This is a genomic window from Corallococcus exercitus (genome assembly GCF_042231735.1).
GTDB lineage: Bacteria > Myxococcota > Myxococcia > Myxococcales > Myxococcaceae > Corallococcus > Corallococcus exercitus_B.
The window spans coordinates 16,388-32,076 of sequence record NZ_CP102577.1 but is presented as its reverse complement, the minus strand read 5'-3'; the positions used below and the strand labels follow the sequence as shown (position 1 = coordinate 32,076).

The window sequence follows — 15,689 nt, the reverse complement described above, 5'->3', positions numbered from 1 at the left end:
CCGGGTTTGTGCGGCGGCTGTCGTGCACCCGGCGATTCACTGCCCGGAAGACTGCCTGCGGCGGCGCACCAGCGCGGCCAGCTCCGTACCGATGTCGTCCAGTGGAAGCACCCGGGTCACCGCCCCGGTGGCGACGGCCTCCTTGGGCATGCCGTACACCACCGCCGTGTCCTCGGACTCGGCCCAGGTTTCTCCGCCCTCGCGGCGGACGGCGCGCACGCCCTGGGCCCCGTCCGCGCCCATGCCCGTCAGCACCACCGCCACCGCGCGAGGGCCCAGCACCTCCGCCGCGCTCTCGAAGAGCCGGTCCACCGACGGCGCGTACTTGTCCGCGGGCACCGGCGACGGCGTGCGCAGCTCCAGGCGCCCGGTGCGGTCCGACAGCAGCAGGTGCCGCCCGCCCGGCGCGATGTAGACGTGGCCCGGCGTCACCACGTCGCCCTCGCACGCCTCCGTCACGGTGAAGGGGCCGATGCGGTCCAGGCGCTCCGCGAAGGCCCGGGTGAACTGCGACGGCATGTGCTGGCCCACCAGCACGCTGACGGTCGGCTCGGCGGCCAGCCCCTCCAGCAGCCGCTGCACCGCGGGAGGCCCGCCCGTGGACGCGCCCACGGCGATGACCTGCGGCACGTCCCCCGACAGCACGGAGGTGCGCGGCGCGGCCCCGTGGCGTCCGCCCGACTTCACGTGGCGGGCCGCGTGCACCTTTTCCAGCAGCTCGCGCCGCAGCTTCTCCAGCGCCGCGGGCGTGTCATTGGGCGGCTTGGCGATGAAGTCGAACGCGCCCAGCTCCAGCGCCTTGAACACGTCCGACTGGTGCGCGTAGCTGGAGATGACGATGACGGGCGTGGGCGACGCGCGCATGAGCAGCCGCAGGAAGGTGTGGCCGCCCAGCCGGGGCATCTCCAGGTCCAGCGTCACCACGTCCGGCTTGAGGTCCAGGACCTTCTTGAGCCCCTCCTCGCCGTCCTGCGCCCAGTCCAGCACCATCACGTCCGAGGAGGACTCCAGCAGCGTGGTGAGCGTGCGGCGGTTGGTGGCCGAGTCGTCGATGACGAGCACCGTGAGCGGGGGTGGCATCAGCGGCCCTCCCCGCCCGGCAGGTCCGGCCGGCGGTACACGAGGTCGCCCTTCAGGTGCACCAGCTCGAAGTCCGCGCCCAGGCTGAGCAGGTTCTCCGCGTGGCCCAGCAGCAGGTAGCCCCCGGGACAGAGCCGGTCGCGGATGACGCCCAGCACGCGGCGGCGCGCGGCCTGGTCGAAGTAGATCATCACGTTGCGGCAGAAGACGACGTCCGTGCGCGGCACCAGCTGGCTGCCCGCCACGTCCGCCAGGTTGTGGTGGCCGAAGCTCACCCACGCCTTCACGTCGTCGCGCACGCGGACGCGGTTGACGCCCACGGGGATGAAGTAGCGCTCCAGCAGGTCCGGCGGCGTCGCGCGCAGCGCGCTGGGGCCGTACTCGGCGCGGCGGGCCACGGCCAGCACGCGGCGCGACAGGTCCGTGCCGATGACCTCCACGTCCCAGTCGTTGAAGCGGCCGCTGTCCTTCAGCAGCATGGCCAGCGTGTACGCCTCCTCGCCGGAGGAACACCCCGCCGACCACAGCCGCAGCCGCCGCGTGTGCGCGTTGCGCTTCTCCAGGATGGGGAGCAGCTCCTCGCAGAAGGCCTTGAGCTGCGCGGGTTCGCGGAAGAAGTACGTCTCGTGCGTGGTGAGGGACTCCACCGCCGCTTCCAGCTCCGCGTTGCGCTGGGCGTCGTAGCGCAGGTAGCGGTGGTAGGAGCCGAAGTCCTGGATGCCCAGCGCCTCCAGCCGGGGCCACAGCCGGCGCTCCATCACGAACTTCATGTTCTCGTGGATGAGGATTCCGCAGTGCGCGTAGACGTGGTCGCGCAGCAGCCGGAACTCCTCCAGCGTCATCTCCGGGCGGCCCTCGTCGAAGCGTGGCATCCGAGTCCTCCCCTCACCGCCCCGACAGCCGGGCCACCGCGTCCGCCAGCGCCACGCGGGCCAGCGCGTCCCGCTCCACCGACAGCGCCTGCTCCAGCGCGAGGAGACACTCCGGCCTCCCCAGGCCGCCCAGCACGCGCGCCGCCGCCACGCGCACGTCCCAGCGCGGATGGCCCAGGAGCGACACCGCCAGCGCCGCGCCGTCCGCCGAGGCCTCCGCCGACGCCAGCGCCGCCAGCGCCGCCTTCACCACCTCCGCGTCGGGGTGGCTGAGCGCGTCCCACAGCACGCCCGCGCCCACCGTCCCCAGCTTCGTCAGGGCCCGCACCGCCAGCATCGCGAGCGCGCCGTCGCCGTGGCGCACCAGGGACTCCAGGTCCGCGGAGCGCTCCTTCGCGCCCGCCGCGCCCACCGCCTCCACCGCGGCCACGCGCACGCCGCGGTCCTCGTCCTTCAGCGCGAGCCCCAGGAACGTCGCGGCCTCCTTGCCGCCCTGCTGCCCCAGGGAGCGCACCGCGGCGATTCTCACCTTGGGGGACTCGTCCGCCAGCGCGCCGCGCGCCAGCTCCAGGCCGGCTTCGCCATCCACGCGGCCCGCCGCCTCCACCGCCGCCGCGCGCCAGGGGGCCTCTTCGTCGCGCGCCAGCCGCCGCAGCACGGGCAGCACCCGCGCACCGCCCAGCCGGCCCAGCACCGCCACGGCCGCGGGCGTCGTGCGCCGCTCCACCGCCGCCTCCAGCGCGGTCAGCGCCGCCAGCGGATGCGCCACGGTCAGCTGCTCCAGCGCCCGCGCCGCGATGCCCGACAGCGCAGGGTCCGGGAGCAGCTCCACCAGCGGCGCCACGGCCTCCGGCGAGCGCGTGCGCCCCAGCGCCCGCACCACCACCGCGCGCAGGTCGTCCTCCGCCCACTCCAGCAGCGCGCACAGCTCCGGCACCGACGTCGCGTCCACCAGCAGCACCAGCGCCTCGGCCGCCACCGTGCGCGCGGGCAGCGACAGCGTGCCCATGCTCCCGAGCAGGTGACGCCGCCCATCCGGCCCCAGCTGGCCCAGCGTGAAGAGCACCTCGCGCAGGAGCCGGTCCTCGCGCGCCACCTCCGCCACCGGCACCGCGAGCGACGCCTCTCCCAGCGCCCCGGCGGCCACCAGCGCGCCGGCCCGCACCTGGACGTCCTCGCCGTCCAGCGCCTGCGCCACGCGCTCCGTCACGCCCGGGATGCCGCCCAGCACCGAGCGCGCCACCCCGTCCAGCTCCCCGCGCTCGTAGGGGCCCAGCCCGCCGGCCTGCGTCCCCAGCGCGACGAGGGCCGCCTCGCGCACCGAGCGCACCGGCGAGGCCAGGGCCCGGCAGATGCGCTCCGTGGACACGCCCGGGGAGTACAGGCCCAGCAGCCGCAGGGCGCTGCGCTGCAACCCCGGGTCCTCCACCAGCGCCATCACCCGCTCCAGCGGGGGCGCGCGCTTGAGTGACGCGAGGCCTTCCAGCGCGGCCAGCCGCAACAGGGGCGTGGGCGTGTCCAGCAGCCCTTCCAGGGCCCGCGCCGCGGCGTCCCCGCCCATCCGGCCCAGCGCCTCCGCGGCCGCCACGCGCACGTTGAGGTCGTCGTCGGAGAGCGCGCGCAGGAGCACGTCCTCCACCTCCGGGTGCCCCAGCTGTCCCAGGATGTCCGCCGCCAGCTTGCGCTGATCCGGATCCTCGTGCTCCAGCAGGTGCACCAGCGGCTGCGTCGCCACGGGCCCCATGCCCGCCAGCGCCTCGGCCGCCGCGTTGCGTGCGCCCGTCTCGCCGCGCTCGCCCAGGACGGAGATGAGCCGCGCGGTGACGCCCTTCGCGTCCGGCACGCGGCGAAGGCCCTCCGCCGCCGCGTGGCGCACGCGCCAGCTCTCGTCATGCAGCCCGGTGGTGAAGGTCTCGAGGGCCCCGGGCGCGCGCGGATCCACCGCCTGCAGCGCCCGGTACCGCGCCTCTTCCTGCCCCGCGGGGGACCGCACCGTGTCGCTCATCCGCCGTCCTCCTTCGGGGCTCCGTTCCTTTGGGTGGCCGCATCCTGCTCGAAGCGGCGGAGGGAGTCGCGCCCCACGAGGCCGGAACGAGGGCTCGACGGGTCCATTCCCAGGGCGCCCCCCGCGCCGGGAGGCAACCGGGCGTCGGCCTGGAACGTTCACCTTCGCACCCTTCAGGCCGGCCAGGGCTCCGCGTCCCAGCCCTCCTGGCTGAAGAACCAGAGCGAGTAGACGCCCAGCACCGTGCCCAGGGGAAAGGTGGGCAGCGCCAGGATGGCGAGCAGCGTCGCCAGGCCCTTGGACACAGGACGGCCGCGCACCAGTCCCAGGCCCAGGGAGAGCCCCGCGATGGCCAGCGCCACGAGCAGCACGATGAAGACCCCCATGATGGGGACGGCCGGGTTTTCCCACACCGGCACGGCGCGCGTGGAGTTCCCGGCGGCCATGACGAAGACCAGATTCCAGGTGACGTACGCCAGCGCACCCGCGGCCAGCAGCACCAGCAGGTGCACGAACAGGTAGAGGATCCCCAGCGACTTCCGGTGCCCGCTCAGGTCTCGCATGAGGCCCCCTTTCAAAGCCGGGATGCGCACGCCGAAAACGCGCGCTCAGCCACCGGGCGGGGTGCGCGCGTCACGCTCCAGCTCCGCGCGCAGGAGCGCCTTCAGGTCCAGCAGCAGCCGCAGCCGCTCCGGCGGTCCGCACACGCCCACCACGAACGGCGTGCGGCCCCCGGACATGAGCGCCGGCGCGGGCTTGATGTCACCGCGGCGCACGCGCAGCACCTCCGCCACGCGGTCCACCCGCGCCACCACGCGTCGCGCCCCCAGCCGGCACACGAGCATCCGCGTGCGCCGCGTCTCCTGCGCGGGCTGGCCCAGGAGGCGCCGCCGCAGGTCCACCACCGGGAGCATCGCGCCGCGCAGGTGCAGCACGCCCTCCACGAAGGCGGGCGCGTGCGGAATGGGAATCACGCGCTGGGGCGGGAGGATCTCCTCCACGCGCATGATGTCCAGCACGTACTCCTCGTTGCCCACGAAGAAGGCGCACAGCTGCACCTCCGCCTCGGCCACCGGCGCGTCGCCGGGCGCGTCGCCGCGCGGGCGGCGGGTCAGCAGGTTCACGGGGTCCGTCATGGGGCGAGCGCCTGCTCCGGATCCAACAGGATGTAGAGCTGCGAGCCCTTGCGCCCCAGCCCCGCCACGCAGTCGCGGTCCCCGCGCAGCCCCGCGGGCGACAGCTCCACCATGGACGGCTTGAGCCGCACCACGCCCGCCACCGAGTCCACCCACACGCCCGCGGGCCCGTCGTCCGTCTTGAGCACGAGGATGCGCGCGGCGCGGGGCGGCAGGCCCGCGTCCGGCCCCGCCACCAGCGGGGGCGCCTCCGCCAGCCGCAGCCGCAGCTTCACGTCGTAGACGGGCAGGAGCTCCCCGCGCAGGTTCATCACGCCCAGCAGGTGCGGCTCCGCGCGCGGAATCTCCGTGAGCAGCGGCACCTTGCAGATCTCCCGCACCGCGAGGATGGGCACCGCGTAGCACTCGGTTTCCAGGCGGAAGGCGAGGTACTCGACGGGCTCCTCCTCCGGGAGCGGCGGCGCCAGGTCGTCACTGCCCGCGGCGAAGTCCAGCAGGCCGCCGACGTCCTCGTCCGGGCGGTAGAAGAACGCGTCGAGCAGGGCTTCGAAACGGGACACGGCCGGGAGGATAGCAGCCCCCGGCGCGGGCGCCTCAAGCGCGGCGCCGCTCCTGTGCGATGCCCTCTTCCAGGAGTTCCGCGACATCCAGCACCAGGACGGTGCGCCGGTTGCCCAGGTCGGTGGCGCCGGAGATGCCCTTCACGCGGCTCAGGCGGCCGCCCAGGGGCTTGGTGACGATGTCCTGCTGGCCGAACAGCTCGTCCACCGCGATGCCCAGCCGCTGCTGCGCCAGGCCCACCACGACGACGAAGTAGCGGTTCACCTCGCGCTCCGGCAGGTGGAACAGGCGCCCCAGCCTGAGGAAGGGCAGCGTCTGGCCGCGCAGGTCCAGCACCTCGCGGCGCTCCACGGTGCGGATGTCGCGCGGCTGCACGGAGAGGATTTCCAGCACGCTGTTGAGCGGCACCGCGTAGGTGCGGCCGCTGACGCCCACCACCAGCGCGCGCACGATGGCCAGCGTCACCGGCAGCGTGAGGTGGAAGGCCGTGCCCTTCCCGCGCTCGCTCCACACGTCGATGATGCCGGAGAGGTTGCCCAGGTTGTTCTTCACCACGTCCAGGCCCACGCCCCGTCCGGAGAGCGAGCTGACGCTGGAGCGGGTGGAGAAGCCCGGCAGGAAGATGAGGTTGAGCAGCTCGCGCCGCGTCATCTCGCTCACCTGCGACGGGGTGACGAGCCCGCGCGCGAGCGCCACCTCGCGCACGCGCACCTCGTCGATGCCGGAGCCGTCGTCGGACACGCTGATGACGACGTGGTTGCCCTTCTGCTCCGCGCGCAGCCGCACCACCGCGCGCCGGCCCTTGCCCGCGCCAAGCCGCGCCTCCGGCCCCTCCGCGCCATGGTCGATGGCGTTGCGGATGAGGTGCATCAGCGGGTCGCTGAGCTCCTCGACGATGAGCTTGTCCAGCTCCACCTCGCCGCCGGAGCTGACGAAGTCGATCTCCTTGCCGGCCTCGCGGGCAATCTTCCGCACCAGCCGCGCCAGCTTGTCGAAGACCTGGCCCACCGGGACCATGCGCGCTTCGAGCAGGCCCTCCTGGAGCGCCTCCAGCTTGCGCTCCAGCTGCCGCGTCTCGCGCGACAGCTCCTGGCCGAAGAGCTTGGACAGCGCGACGGTGCCGTCCTGCCGGGACGTCTCCGCCAGCCGCTGGAGGTTCGCCTTGATGAGCAAGAGCTCGCCCACCATGTTGATGAGCCCGTCCAGCCGGCCGATGTCCACGCGCACCGTCTGCGTGAGCGAGCGCAGGGACGTCTCTTCTGGCTTGGGACGGCCCGCCGGGATGGGCGCGGACGCGGCGGCCTGGAGCCCCACCACCGTGGGCGGCGGCGCCACCGCCCGCATGCGCGGAGGGCTTCCCACCGGAACCGCCGGCACGGTCGCGAGGCTGGTGGAGGTCACGGGCGGCTCGGCGTCCTCGTCGGGCGCCTCCTCGTCGGTGTCCACGAGCAGGGCCTCCACGTCGGCCTCTTCACGCCCGGGAGGCACGTCGAACGCGGGCCCCGCCGAAGCCTCTCCCGGCTGACGCACGGACAGCGGAGACAGCTCCGCGGGCGTGCCCTGGAGGCTGTCCTTCAGCGCCTGCGCGCCGACCTTCGCGCCGAAGATGAGGTCGAACGCGATGCCGTTGACGCCGCCCGGCCGCGACGAGGGCAGCGTGCTGATGACCTCGCCCAGGGGCTTGAGGCGCGCGTTCAGGTCCGCGAGCCCCTGGTCGAAGTCCGTGAGGTCGAACGCCGCGCGCACCCGCCACAGGGCCACCCCGCGCCGCACGTTCTCGCGCAGCCGGTGCTCCTCGTACTCGGTGAAGACGGCGCGCACCGTCGCGTCCAGCTCCAGCCGCTCCAGCGGATCCTCTTCCACGGCGGGCGGAGGCGAGCCCAGCCGCGCCATCCGCTCCTCCATGGCCCGGGTGCGCTGGGTGAGCTCCGGGCCCTCCTCGCTGCGGGACGCCTCCCCGAGCAGCGCCTGGAAGGTGTCCAGCGCGTCCACCAGCGTGTCCAGGACCCCGTCGTCCAGCGTCAGCCGGCCCAGCCGCAGCCGGTCCAGCAGGTCCTCCGCCGCGTGCGCCAGCTGGCTGATGCGCTCCTGGCCGAAGAGGCCCGACAGGCCCTTGAGCGAGTGCGCCGCGCGGAAGATGCCGTTGATGTGCTCGGGGTCCGCCTCCTGGCCGCGCGCCTCGTCCAGCGCCAGCAGGTCGCGGCCCAGCGCATCCAGGATTTCGGTGGCCTCGGCGACGAACTCCGCCAGCGCCTTGCCTCCGGGCGTCACAGCGGCTTCAGGAAGCGCCGCAGGAGCGCCTCCAGGTCCTCCGGCTGGAACGGCTTCACCAGGTAGCCCGCCGCGCCCAGCGCCATGCCCCGCGAGCGGTCCTGCTCACGCCCCTCGGTGGTGACGATGATGAGCGGCACGTCCCGGTAGTTGGGGTTCTTCTTGACGAAGTTGATGAGCTCCAGCCCGTTGATGTCGGGCATGTTGATGTCGGTGATGATGAGGTCGAACCGCTGGCGGGGCAGCAGCTTCAGCGCCTCGAAGCCGCTGGCGGTGGTGACGGCCTCGACGCCGTCCACGGCCTCCACGGTCGCGGCGATGTGCTCGCGCGACACCTTGGAGTCCTCGACGATCAACACCTTGAACTTCATCGCGCGCGCCTCAAGGGCCGGATGCTAGCAGAACCCCCGCCTGGACGCTGCGCGTCAGCCCTTCCGGGATGACAGCGACCCGACAAGCCCCTTGTCCGCGAGGAGGGACACCCGTGCCCCCTTGAACGCGGGCAGGAACTGCCGCTGGTACGCCTCCGCGCGGGCCGCGTCGCTCAGGGAGGCCCCCTGGGGCACCTCCAGGGCCACGGCCTCCACCTTCGCGCGGCTCAGCACCTTCGCCGCGCCCGCCAGGGCCTCCCCCAGCGAGGCCGCGTCCAGGCGCTTGCGGGAGCCCAGCCCCACCACGAAGATGCGCGGCACGGTCAGCTTCCCGTCCGAGGGCAAGAGGAGCCAGTCGTCCTTCACGCCCGTGAAGAAGCCGCCCTGGAGCACGCGGGACAGGGCGCCGCATAGCCGCCAGTCCACGTAGCCGGCGGAGGACGGCAGGGGGCGGTCGTCCTCGGCCACGAAGAGGCAGAGGGCGTCCACCCCGCTGAGCGCGTCCAGGCCCTCCAGGCCCACGTCCAGGGTCTGCGTCTGGCTCACGGCTTCCCGAGCGCCACCGCGACGCGGTCCAAGAGGCCGTTGACGAAGGCGCTCGACTCCTCGGTGCCGAAGTTCTTCCCCAGCTCCACCGCCTCGTTGATGGTCACCTTGCGGGGGATGTCCGGGCGGTACTTCAGCTCGAAGATGCCCAGGCGGAGCACGTTCCGGTCAATGCGGGACATGCGGTCCAGGCGCCAGTTGTGGCTGTGGCGTTCGATGAGCGCGTCAATCTCCTCGCGGTTCGCCTCCACGCCCTCCACCAGCTCCTTGGCGAACTTCACCGCGTCCGGCTCCGGCTTGCCGTCCTCCGCGGAGGCGGCCCAGGCGGAGTCCAGGGCCTCCCGCGTGGTGGCGCCCTGGGTCATCTCCAACTGGTAGAGCGCCTGCAGCGCCCGCTCCCGTGCCGTTCTGCGCGCGCCCATCGCGGTTATCCCTTCCGCTCAGCGCCCGGCATGCGAGCGAAGAGGTTGACCATCTCGATGCAGGCCATCGCGGCCTCCGCGCCCTTGTTGCCCGCCTTCACGCCCGCCCGGTCGATGGCCTGCTCGACGGTATCGCACGTCAGGACGCCAAACGTCACCGAGGCCGGCTTCGGGCCGGCGGCCGCGCTGAACGCCACCGAACCAATGCCCTTGGCGCACTCGCCCGCCACGTAGTCGAAGTGGGGGGTGCCGCCGCGAATCACCGCGCCCAGGACGATGATGCCCGCGTACTGGCCGCTCTCCGACACGCGGCGGGTGACGCCCGGCAGCTCATAGGTGCCGGGGCAGCGGTACACGTCGATGGCGTCGTCCTTCACACCATGGCGCACCAGCGTGTCCACGGCGCCCGACAGGAGCGCCTCCGTGATGAAGCTGTTGAACCGGGACACGCAGATGGCGAACCGGCCCTGGGGGGGGAGGAAATCCCCTTCGAAATAGCGAGGCATGGCGCGCTCCTTACACCACCTGCGCCCCTACCCGCGAGGGGTGAAACCCGCCGCCCGCACCACCGCCTCCGTCAGGCCCGTTCCCCCGGCGGCCGCCTCCGGGGCGCCCCGGAGGGCATACAGCCGGGCCACGTACTTCCCAATCAGGTCGCCCTCCAGGTTCACCTGCGCCCCGGGACCCTTGCCGTGGAGCGTGGTGCGCGCTTGCGTTTCCGGAATCAGCTGCACCCGGAAGGTGCTGGCATCCACCGCGTTCACCGTGAGGCTGATGCCGTCGATGGTGACGGAGCCCTTCTCGATGAAGCAGGGCGCCAGCTCCGGGGGCAGCCGGAACACCATCACCCACGAGCCGCCCTCCGCGAACGTCTCCAGGACTTCACTGACGGCGTCCACGTGGCCCGACACCAGGTGCCCGCCCAGCCGGTCTCCCAGCGCGAGCGCCCGCTCCAGGTTCACCCGGTCGCCCGTCCGCCGGGCCCCCAGGGTGGTGCGCCGCAGCGTCTCCGGGGCCGCCTGCACGCGGAAGGTGTCCCCGCCCTTCTCCACCACCGTGAGGCACGCGCCGTCCACGGCGATGGATTCGCCCAGGGCGAACGCTTCCGCGCCCAGCGAGGTGCGAATCCAGAAGTCGGTCATCGCGCCGGAGGTGACGCGGGTGATGGTGCCAGTGTCCTGGATGAGGCCGGTGAACATGACCGGGACTTATAACGAAAGCCCCGGCGGCACGCTGGCCTGTCAGAGCAGGGCGCGCAGGAGGACGTCGTCCCCCACCTTCTCCATCGTCAGGTCCTTCACGGCCAGGGCGTGGGCCATGTCCTTCACGCCCAGCTCGCCCGCCCACGACAGGCCCCCTGCCCCCACCAGCTTGGGAGCGAGGAACAGGGCGAGCGCATCCGCCAGGTGCTCGCGCAGCAGCGAGCCGTACAGGCCCGCGCCTCCCTCCACGAGCACGTGGTTGAGCCCCTCCTTCTTCACGCGCTTGAGGACGGCCTTCAGGTCCACGCGGTCCTGCTTCGCGCGCACGTTCCACACCTCCACGCCCTGGGCGAGGAAGCGCCGGGCGCGGCGGCCCTCCGGATCCTCCAGCGTGGCGATGACGGTGCGCGCGGGGCTGCGCTGCGTGAAGACGGTGTGCCCCGGGGACAGCTTGAGGTGCGAGTCCACCACCACGCGCACCGGGTCCTTGCCCCCGCCGCCCGGCAGCCGCGTGGTGAGCTGCGGGTCGTCCATGCGCACGGTGTTGGCGCCCACGAGGATGGCGTCCACCTGGTCGCGCAGCCGGTGCACCCACGCGCGCGACGCCTCGCCCGTCACCCACTTCGAGTCGCCGGAAGGCGCGGCAATCTTCCCGTCCAGCGTCACCGCGGCCTTGAGCGTCACCCACGGCAGGCCGGTGCGCATCATCTTGAAGAAGGGCCGGTTGAGCGCGTCCGCCTCGTCCTTGAGGACGTGCGTCACCACCGCCACGCCGCCGCGCTTGAGCCGGTTGAGCCCCTTGCCGGAGACGAGCGGGTTGGGGTCCGACGACGCGCTGAACACGCGCCGCACGCCGGCCTCCAGCACCGCCAGGCTGCACGGCGGGGTGCGCCCGTAGTGGTCGCACGGCTCCAGCGTCGTGTAGAGGTCCGCGCCGCGCGCCTTGGAGCCCGCGGCCTCCAGCGCGACGACCTCCGCGTGCGCCGTGCCGGCCTTCTTGTGGTGGCCGCGCGCGATGATGCGCCCGCCCTTCACCAGCACCGCGCCCACCACGGGGTTGGGGCTGGTGCGGCCCAGCCCCTTGGCGGCCTCCTCCAGCGCGATGCGCATGAAGAACTCGGCCACCGCGTGGTCGAAGTCCGCCGCGCGCTTGGAGCGGGGCGTCTTCACCGCCTGCAACCGTGACCGCGTGAGCAAGCGCATACCGCCCTTCCTAACCGTCCTTGGGCGGAGTCACAGGCGGCTTCGCCTTGCGCTCACGCTCCTGGTCCTCGAGCAGGTCCTTCAGCTCGTGCATGAACTCGGAGATGTCCCGGAAGCTGCGGTACACGGACGCGAAGCGCACGTAGGCCACCTCGTCCAGCTGCTGTAACCGCCGCATCACGTGCTCGCCAATGGATGAGGAGGGGACTTCCTTCTCCCCCATCCCCTGGAGCATCCGCTCGATGTCCTCCACCGTCGCCTCCAGCTGCGCGGCGGACACCGGGCGCTTCTCACACGCCTTCTTCAGGCCGTTGAGCATCTTCTCGCGGTCGAAGGCCTCGCGGCGCCCGTCCTTCTTCACGATGAGCGGGTAGAGCTCCTCCACCCGCTCGTACGTGGTGAAGCGGCGCTTGCAGGCCAGGCACTCGCGGCGCCGCCGGATGACGGAGCCCTCGTGCGACTCGCGCGAGTCGATGACCTTGTTCTCCGGGTCCTGGCAGAAGGGGCAGCGCACGGGCTTGGGTTACTTCAACCGCGAGGCGTACAGCGGGAAGCCCTGCGCCAACTCCTTCACCTGGCCCTTCACCCGCGCGAGCGCCGCGTCGTCCTGCGCGGCATCCAGCGCCTCGCCGATGAGCCGGCCCACCACCGCCATCTCCGCCTCGCGCATGCCGCGCGTGGTGATGGCCGGGGTGCCCACCCGGACGCCGGAGGTCGTCGTGGGCTTCTCCGGGTCGAAGGGGATCATGTTCTTGTTGACCGTGATGCCCGCCTTGCCCAGCACGTCCTCGGCCACCTTGCCGGTGAGCTTCTTGGCGCGCAGGTCCACCAGCATCAGGTGGTTGTCCGTGCCGCCCGAGCACAGCCGCAGGCCCGCCTTCTTCAGCGCCTCCGCCAGCGCCTGCGCGTTGGACACAATCTGCTTCTGGTAGGCCTTGAACTCCGGCGTCAGCGCTTCCTTGAAGGCCACCGCCTTGCCCGCGATGGCGTGCATCAGCGGGCCGCCCTGGATGCCGGGGAAGATCTGGCTGTTGATGGTCTTCGCGTAGGCCTCACGGCTGAGGACCATGCCGCCACGCGGACCGCGCAGCGTCTTGTGCGTGGTGGTGGTGACGATTTCCGCGAAGGGCACCGGCGACGGGTGCACGCCCGCGGCCACCAGGCCCGCGATGTGGGCCATGTCCACCAGCATGGCGGCGCCCGCCTTGTCGGCGATTTCGCGGAACTTCGCGAAGTCGAGCGTGCGCGGGTACGCGCTCGCGCCCACCACCAGCACCTTCGGCTTGTGCTCCAGCGCCAGCGCCTCCACCTGCGCGAAGTCGATGGTCTCCGTGTCGCGCGACAGGCCGTAGTGGACGACCTTGTAGAGCTTGCCGGAGAAGTTGAACGACGCGCCGTGGGTGAGGTGGCCGCCGGAGTTCAAGTCCAGCGACAGCATGGTGTCGCCCGGCTTCATCAGCGCCATGAAGGCGCCCATGTTGGCCTGGCTGCCGGAGTGCGCCTGCACGTTCACCGCGTCCGCGCCGAACAGCTCCTTCGCGCGCGCGATGGCCAGGTTCTCCGCGACGTCCACCACCTCGCAGCCGCCGTAGTAGCGCTTGCCGGGGTAGCCTTCCGCGTACTTGTTGGTGAGCACGGAGCCCACCGCCTCCATCACCGCCGGGGAGACGAAGTTCTCCGAGGCGATGAGCTCCAGCCCCTCCTCCTGACGCTCCGTCTCGTGCCGGAGCACCTGGGCGATTTCAGGATCCACCTGGGACAGCGTGCGGGTGTTCTCCATGGGGGTTGCCTCCTGGCGTACGAACGAAGGGGACTGCGAAGGGACGCCTCAACGGCCCGTCAGCGCTGCTGGGCCTCGACGTCGCGAATCTTCTGGACGCGCTTCTCGTGGCGGCCGCCCTCGAAGGCGGTGGAGAGGAAGGCCTCCAGGATGCCGCGCGCCACGCCCGCGCCCACCACGCGCTGGCCCAGGCACAACACGTTGGCGTCGTTGTGCGCGCGCGTCATCCGCGCCTCGAACTCGGTGGTGCAGAGGGCCGCCCGGACGCCCCGGTGCTTGTTGGCCACGATGCTCATCCCGATGCCGGTGCCGCACACCAGCACGCCCAGCGTGCCCTCTTCCGCCACCACCTGGCGGGCCACCTGCGAGGCGAAGTCCGGGTAGTCCACGGACTCGCGCGTCTGGGGGCCCAGGTCCTGGAACGCGGTGCCGCGCTCCTTCAGGAGCGCCACCAGCTCCTGGCGCAGCTCGATGCCCGCATGGTCGGAGGCGAGGATGACTTTCACGGCCGGACTCCGGAAGGCGGGGCCCGCGCTTTGAGGGCGGGGCCGGGAAGGAGGGCCCCTGCCCGCCGCTCCCTTGCAGGGAGCAGCGGGCCGGAAGGCCGTCAGCTGAAGCGCTTGAAGACGAGCACCGCGTTGGTGCCGCCGAAGCCGAACGAGTTGCTCATCACCGCGTCGACGCGGGCCTCGCGCGCCGTGTTGGGCACGTAGTCCAGGTCGCAGTCGGGGTCCGGCGACGTCATGTTGATGGTGGGCGGCAGCACGTTCTTGGTGAGCACCTGCACGCTCACCACGGCCTCCGCGCCACCCGCCGCGCCGAGCATGTGGCCCGTCATGGACTTGGTGGACGACACCGCCAGCTTGCGCGCGTGGTCGCCGAACACGGCCTTCAGGGCCTTGGTCTCGTTGGCGTCGTTGAACGGCGTGGACGTGCCGTGGGCGTTGACGTAGCCCACCTGCTCCGGCCGCATGCCCGCGGACTCCAGCGCCAGGCGCATGCAGCGCGCAGCGCCCTCGCCCTCCGGGGCCGGCTGGGTGACGTGGTACGCGTCGGAGTTGGCGCCGTACCCCACCACCTCCGCCAGGATGTTGGCGCCGCGCTTCTTCGCGGCCTCCAGTTCCTCCAGGACGACGATGCCCGCGCCCTCGCCCATCACGAAGCCGTCGCGCTCCTTGTCGAAGGGACGGCTGGCGCGCGCCGGGTCGTCGTTGCGCGTGGACAGCGCCTTCATCACGGAGAAGCCGCCCATGCCCAGGGGAGTAATCGCCGCTTCCGCGCCGCCCGCGATGGCCGCGTCCGTCTCACCCAGGCGGATGGACTTCCAGGCCTCGCCGATGGCGTGCGCGCTGGTGGCGCACGCGGACACCGGGGCCCAGTTGGGGCCCTTGCAGTTGTAGCGCATGGAGATGAGCCCAGGCGCCATGTTGACGATCATCTGGATGATGAAGAAGGGCGACAGCCGGTCGAACCCCTTCTCCAGCCCCTTGCGGTGCTGCTCCTCCAGCGAGGAGATGCCGCCGATGCCGGAGCCCACGATGACGCCCACGCGCTCCGGGATGTAGCCATGGGGCGCGTCCGGGCTGATGGGCAGGCCCGACTCCTTCACCGCCATGTCGGCCGCGGCCATCGCGTACTGGGCGAACAGGTCCATCCGGCGCACTTCACGCCTGTCGATGAACTGCTCGGGCTGGAAGTCCTTCACCTCGCCCGCGATGCGCGCGTCGAGCTTCCCCAGATCGAAACGGGTGATCGTGCTGATGCCGGACTGCCCGGCCAGCATCGCCTGCCAGTTCTTCTCGGTGCCGGTGCCCAGCGCTGAAATGATGCCGGTGCCGGTGATGACGACTCGACGGTTTGACACTGGTCTTCTCCGCTGACCGCGATGGGGCGCGGAAGCGCCGGTGAGGACGCTCCCCAGGCCCCGGACTTCCGGGTGTCGCGACTGCCTACTTCTTGTGGGTCTTCACGTAGTTCACGGCGTCGCCGACGGTCTTGATGTTCTCCGCCTCGTCGTCGGGAATCTCGACCTCGAACTCCTCTTCCATCGCCATGACCAGCTCGACGATGTCGAGGCTGTCCGCGCCCAGGTCCTCGATGAAGGACGACTCGGGCTTGATCTCATCCTCACCCACACCGAGCTGGTCGGCGATGATGGACTTGATCTTGGCTTCCACGTCGGTTGCGTTGGACATACGTGCAGAACCCTCCAGCTCCAGATGGGGCCCGCCGTTTGTTTC

18 protein-coding genes are annotated in these 15,689 nt (G+C 71.9%); all 18 read right to left on the bottom strand.

All coding sequences use genetic code 11. The features are described 5' to 3' along the window. Positions 1–36: 36 nt before the first annotated feature. Entirely contained in the window at positions 37–1,080 is a 1,044-nt protein-coding gene (gene cheB / locus NR792_RS00185; RefSeq protein ID WP_375758056.1) for a chemotaxis-specific protein-glutamate methyltransferase CheB, read from the bottom strand. Further along, positions 1,080–1,952 (bottom strand): CheR family methyltransferase, encoded by an 873-nt coding sequence (locus NR792_RS00180; protein WP_375758054.1) that lies wholly within the window; start codon positions 1,950–1,952, stop codon positions 1,080–1,082. The genes cheB and NR792_RS00180 overlap by 1 nt, the downstream gene beginning before the upstream one ends. A gap of 13 nt (positions 1,953–1,965) precedes the next feature. Then, complete coding sequence (locus NR792_RS00175) at positions 1,966–3,957, bottom strand: HEAT repeat domain-containing protein (protein ID WP_375758053.1); 1,992 nt, start codon at positions 3,955–3,957, stop codon at positions 1,966–1,968. A gap of 173 nt (positions 3,958–4,130) precedes the next feature. Next, complete coding sequence (locus NR792_RS00170) at positions 4,131–4,520, bottom strand: hypothetical protein (protein ID WP_375758052.1); 390 nt, start codon at positions 4,518–4,520, stop codon at positions 4,131–4,133. 45 nt (positions 4,521–4,565) lie between these two features. Next, positions 4,566–5,093, bottom strand: a complete 528-nt coding sequence (locus tag NR792_RS00165) for a chemotaxis protein CheW (protein ID WP_375758051.1) — start codon at positions 5,091–5,093, stop codon at positions 4,566–4,568. Next, positions 5,090–5,653, bottom strand: coding sequence for a chemotaxis protein CheW (locus NR792_RS00160; RefSeq protein WP_375758050.1), 564 nt, complete (start codon positions 5,651–5,653; stop codon positions 5,090–5,092). The genes NR792_RS00165 and NR792_RS00160 overlap by 4 nt, the downstream gene beginning before the upstream one ends. A 34-nt stretch (positions 5,654–5,687) precedes the next feature. Further along, positions 5,688–7,925 carry a chemotaxis protein CheW gene (locus tag NR792_RS00155; protein WP_375758049.1) on the bottom strand — a complete coding sequence of 746 codons (2,238 nt, stop codon included), beginning with the start codon at positions 7,923–7,925 and terminating at the stop codon, positions 5,688–5,690. Next, positions 7,922–8,296 (bottom strand): response regulator, encoded by a 375-nt coding sequence (locus tag NR792_RS00150; RefSeq protein ID WP_120525327.1) that lies wholly within the window; start codon positions 8,294–8,296, stop codon positions 7,922–7,924. The genes NR792_RS00155 and NR792_RS00150 overlap by 4 nt, the downstream gene beginning before the upstream one ends. Positions 8,297–8,350: 54 nt before the next feature. Next, positions 8,351–8,842 (bottom strand): M17 family peptidase N-terminal domain-containing protein, encoded by a 492-nt coding sequence (locus NR792_RS00145; RefSeq protein WP_375758048.1) that lies wholly within the window; start codon positions 8,840–8,842, stop codon positions 8,351–8,353. Then, a complete protein-coding gene (gene nusB / locus NR792_RS00140; RefSeq protein ID WP_375758047.1) occupies positions 8,839–9,264 on the bottom strand; it encodes a transcription antitermination factor NusB in 426 nt (141 codons plus the stop codon). The genes NR792_RS00145 and nusB overlap by 4 nt, the downstream gene beginning before the upstream one ends. A gap of 5 nt (positions 9,265–9,269) precedes the next feature. Beyond that, positions 9,270–9,770 carry a 6,7-dimethyl-8-ribityllumazine synthase gene (gene ribE / locus NR792_RS00135; RefSeq protein ID WP_207050211.1) on the bottom strand — a complete coding sequence of 167 codons (501 nt, stop codon included), beginning with the start codon at positions 9,768–9,770 and terminating at the stop codon, positions 9,270–9,272. A gap of 27 nt (positions 9,771–9,797) precedes the next feature. Beyond that, complete coding sequence (locus NR792_RS00130) at positions 9,798–10,463, bottom strand: riboflavin synthase (protein ID WP_375758046.1); 666 nt, start codon at positions 10,461–10,463, stop codon at positions 9,798–9,800. A gap of 42 nt (positions 10,464–10,505) precedes the next feature. Next, entirely contained in the window at positions 10,506–11,669 is a 1,164-nt protein-coding gene (ribD, locus tag NR792_RS00125; RefSeq protein ID WP_375758045.1) for a bifunctional diaminohydroxyphosphoribosylaminopyrimidine deaminase/5-amino-6-(5-phosphoribosylamino)uracil reductase RibD, read from the bottom strand. Positions 11,670–11,679: 10 nt separating this feature from the next. After that, positions 11,680–12,183 (bottom strand): transcriptional regulator NrdR, encoded by a 504-nt coding sequence (gene nrdR, locus NR792_RS00120; protein WP_120556172.1) that lies wholly within the window; start codon positions 12,181–12,183, stop codon positions 11,680–11,682. 9 nt (positions 12,184–12,192) lie between these two features. Next, positions 12,193–13,449 (bottom strand): serine hydroxymethyltransferase, encoded by a 1,257-nt coding sequence (gene glyA, locus NR792_RS00115; protein WP_375758044.1) that lies wholly within the window; start codon positions 13,447–13,449, stop codon positions 12,193–12,195. Between the two features lie 59 nt (positions 13,450–13,508). Then, positions 13,509–13,955, bottom strand: a complete 447-nt coding sequence (gene rpiB / locus NR792_RS00110) for a ribose 5-phosphate isomerase B (RefSeq protein WP_375758043.1) — start codon at positions 13,953–13,955, stop codon at positions 13,509–13,511. A 101-nt stretch (positions 13,956–14,056) separates the two neighbouring features. After that, a complete protein-coding gene (gene fabF / locus NR792_RS00105) occupies positions 14,057–15,313 on the bottom strand; it encodes a beta-ketoacyl-ACP synthase II (protein ID WP_375758042.1) in 1,257 nt (418 codons plus the stop codon). 85 nt (positions 15,314–15,398) lie between these two features. After that, complete coding sequence (gene acpP, locus NR792_RS00100) at positions 15,399–15,644, bottom strand: acyl carrier protein (protein WP_120604160.1); 246 nt, start codon at positions 15,642–15,644, stop codon at positions 15,399–15,401. Positions 15,645–15,689: the final 45 nt, after the last annotated feature.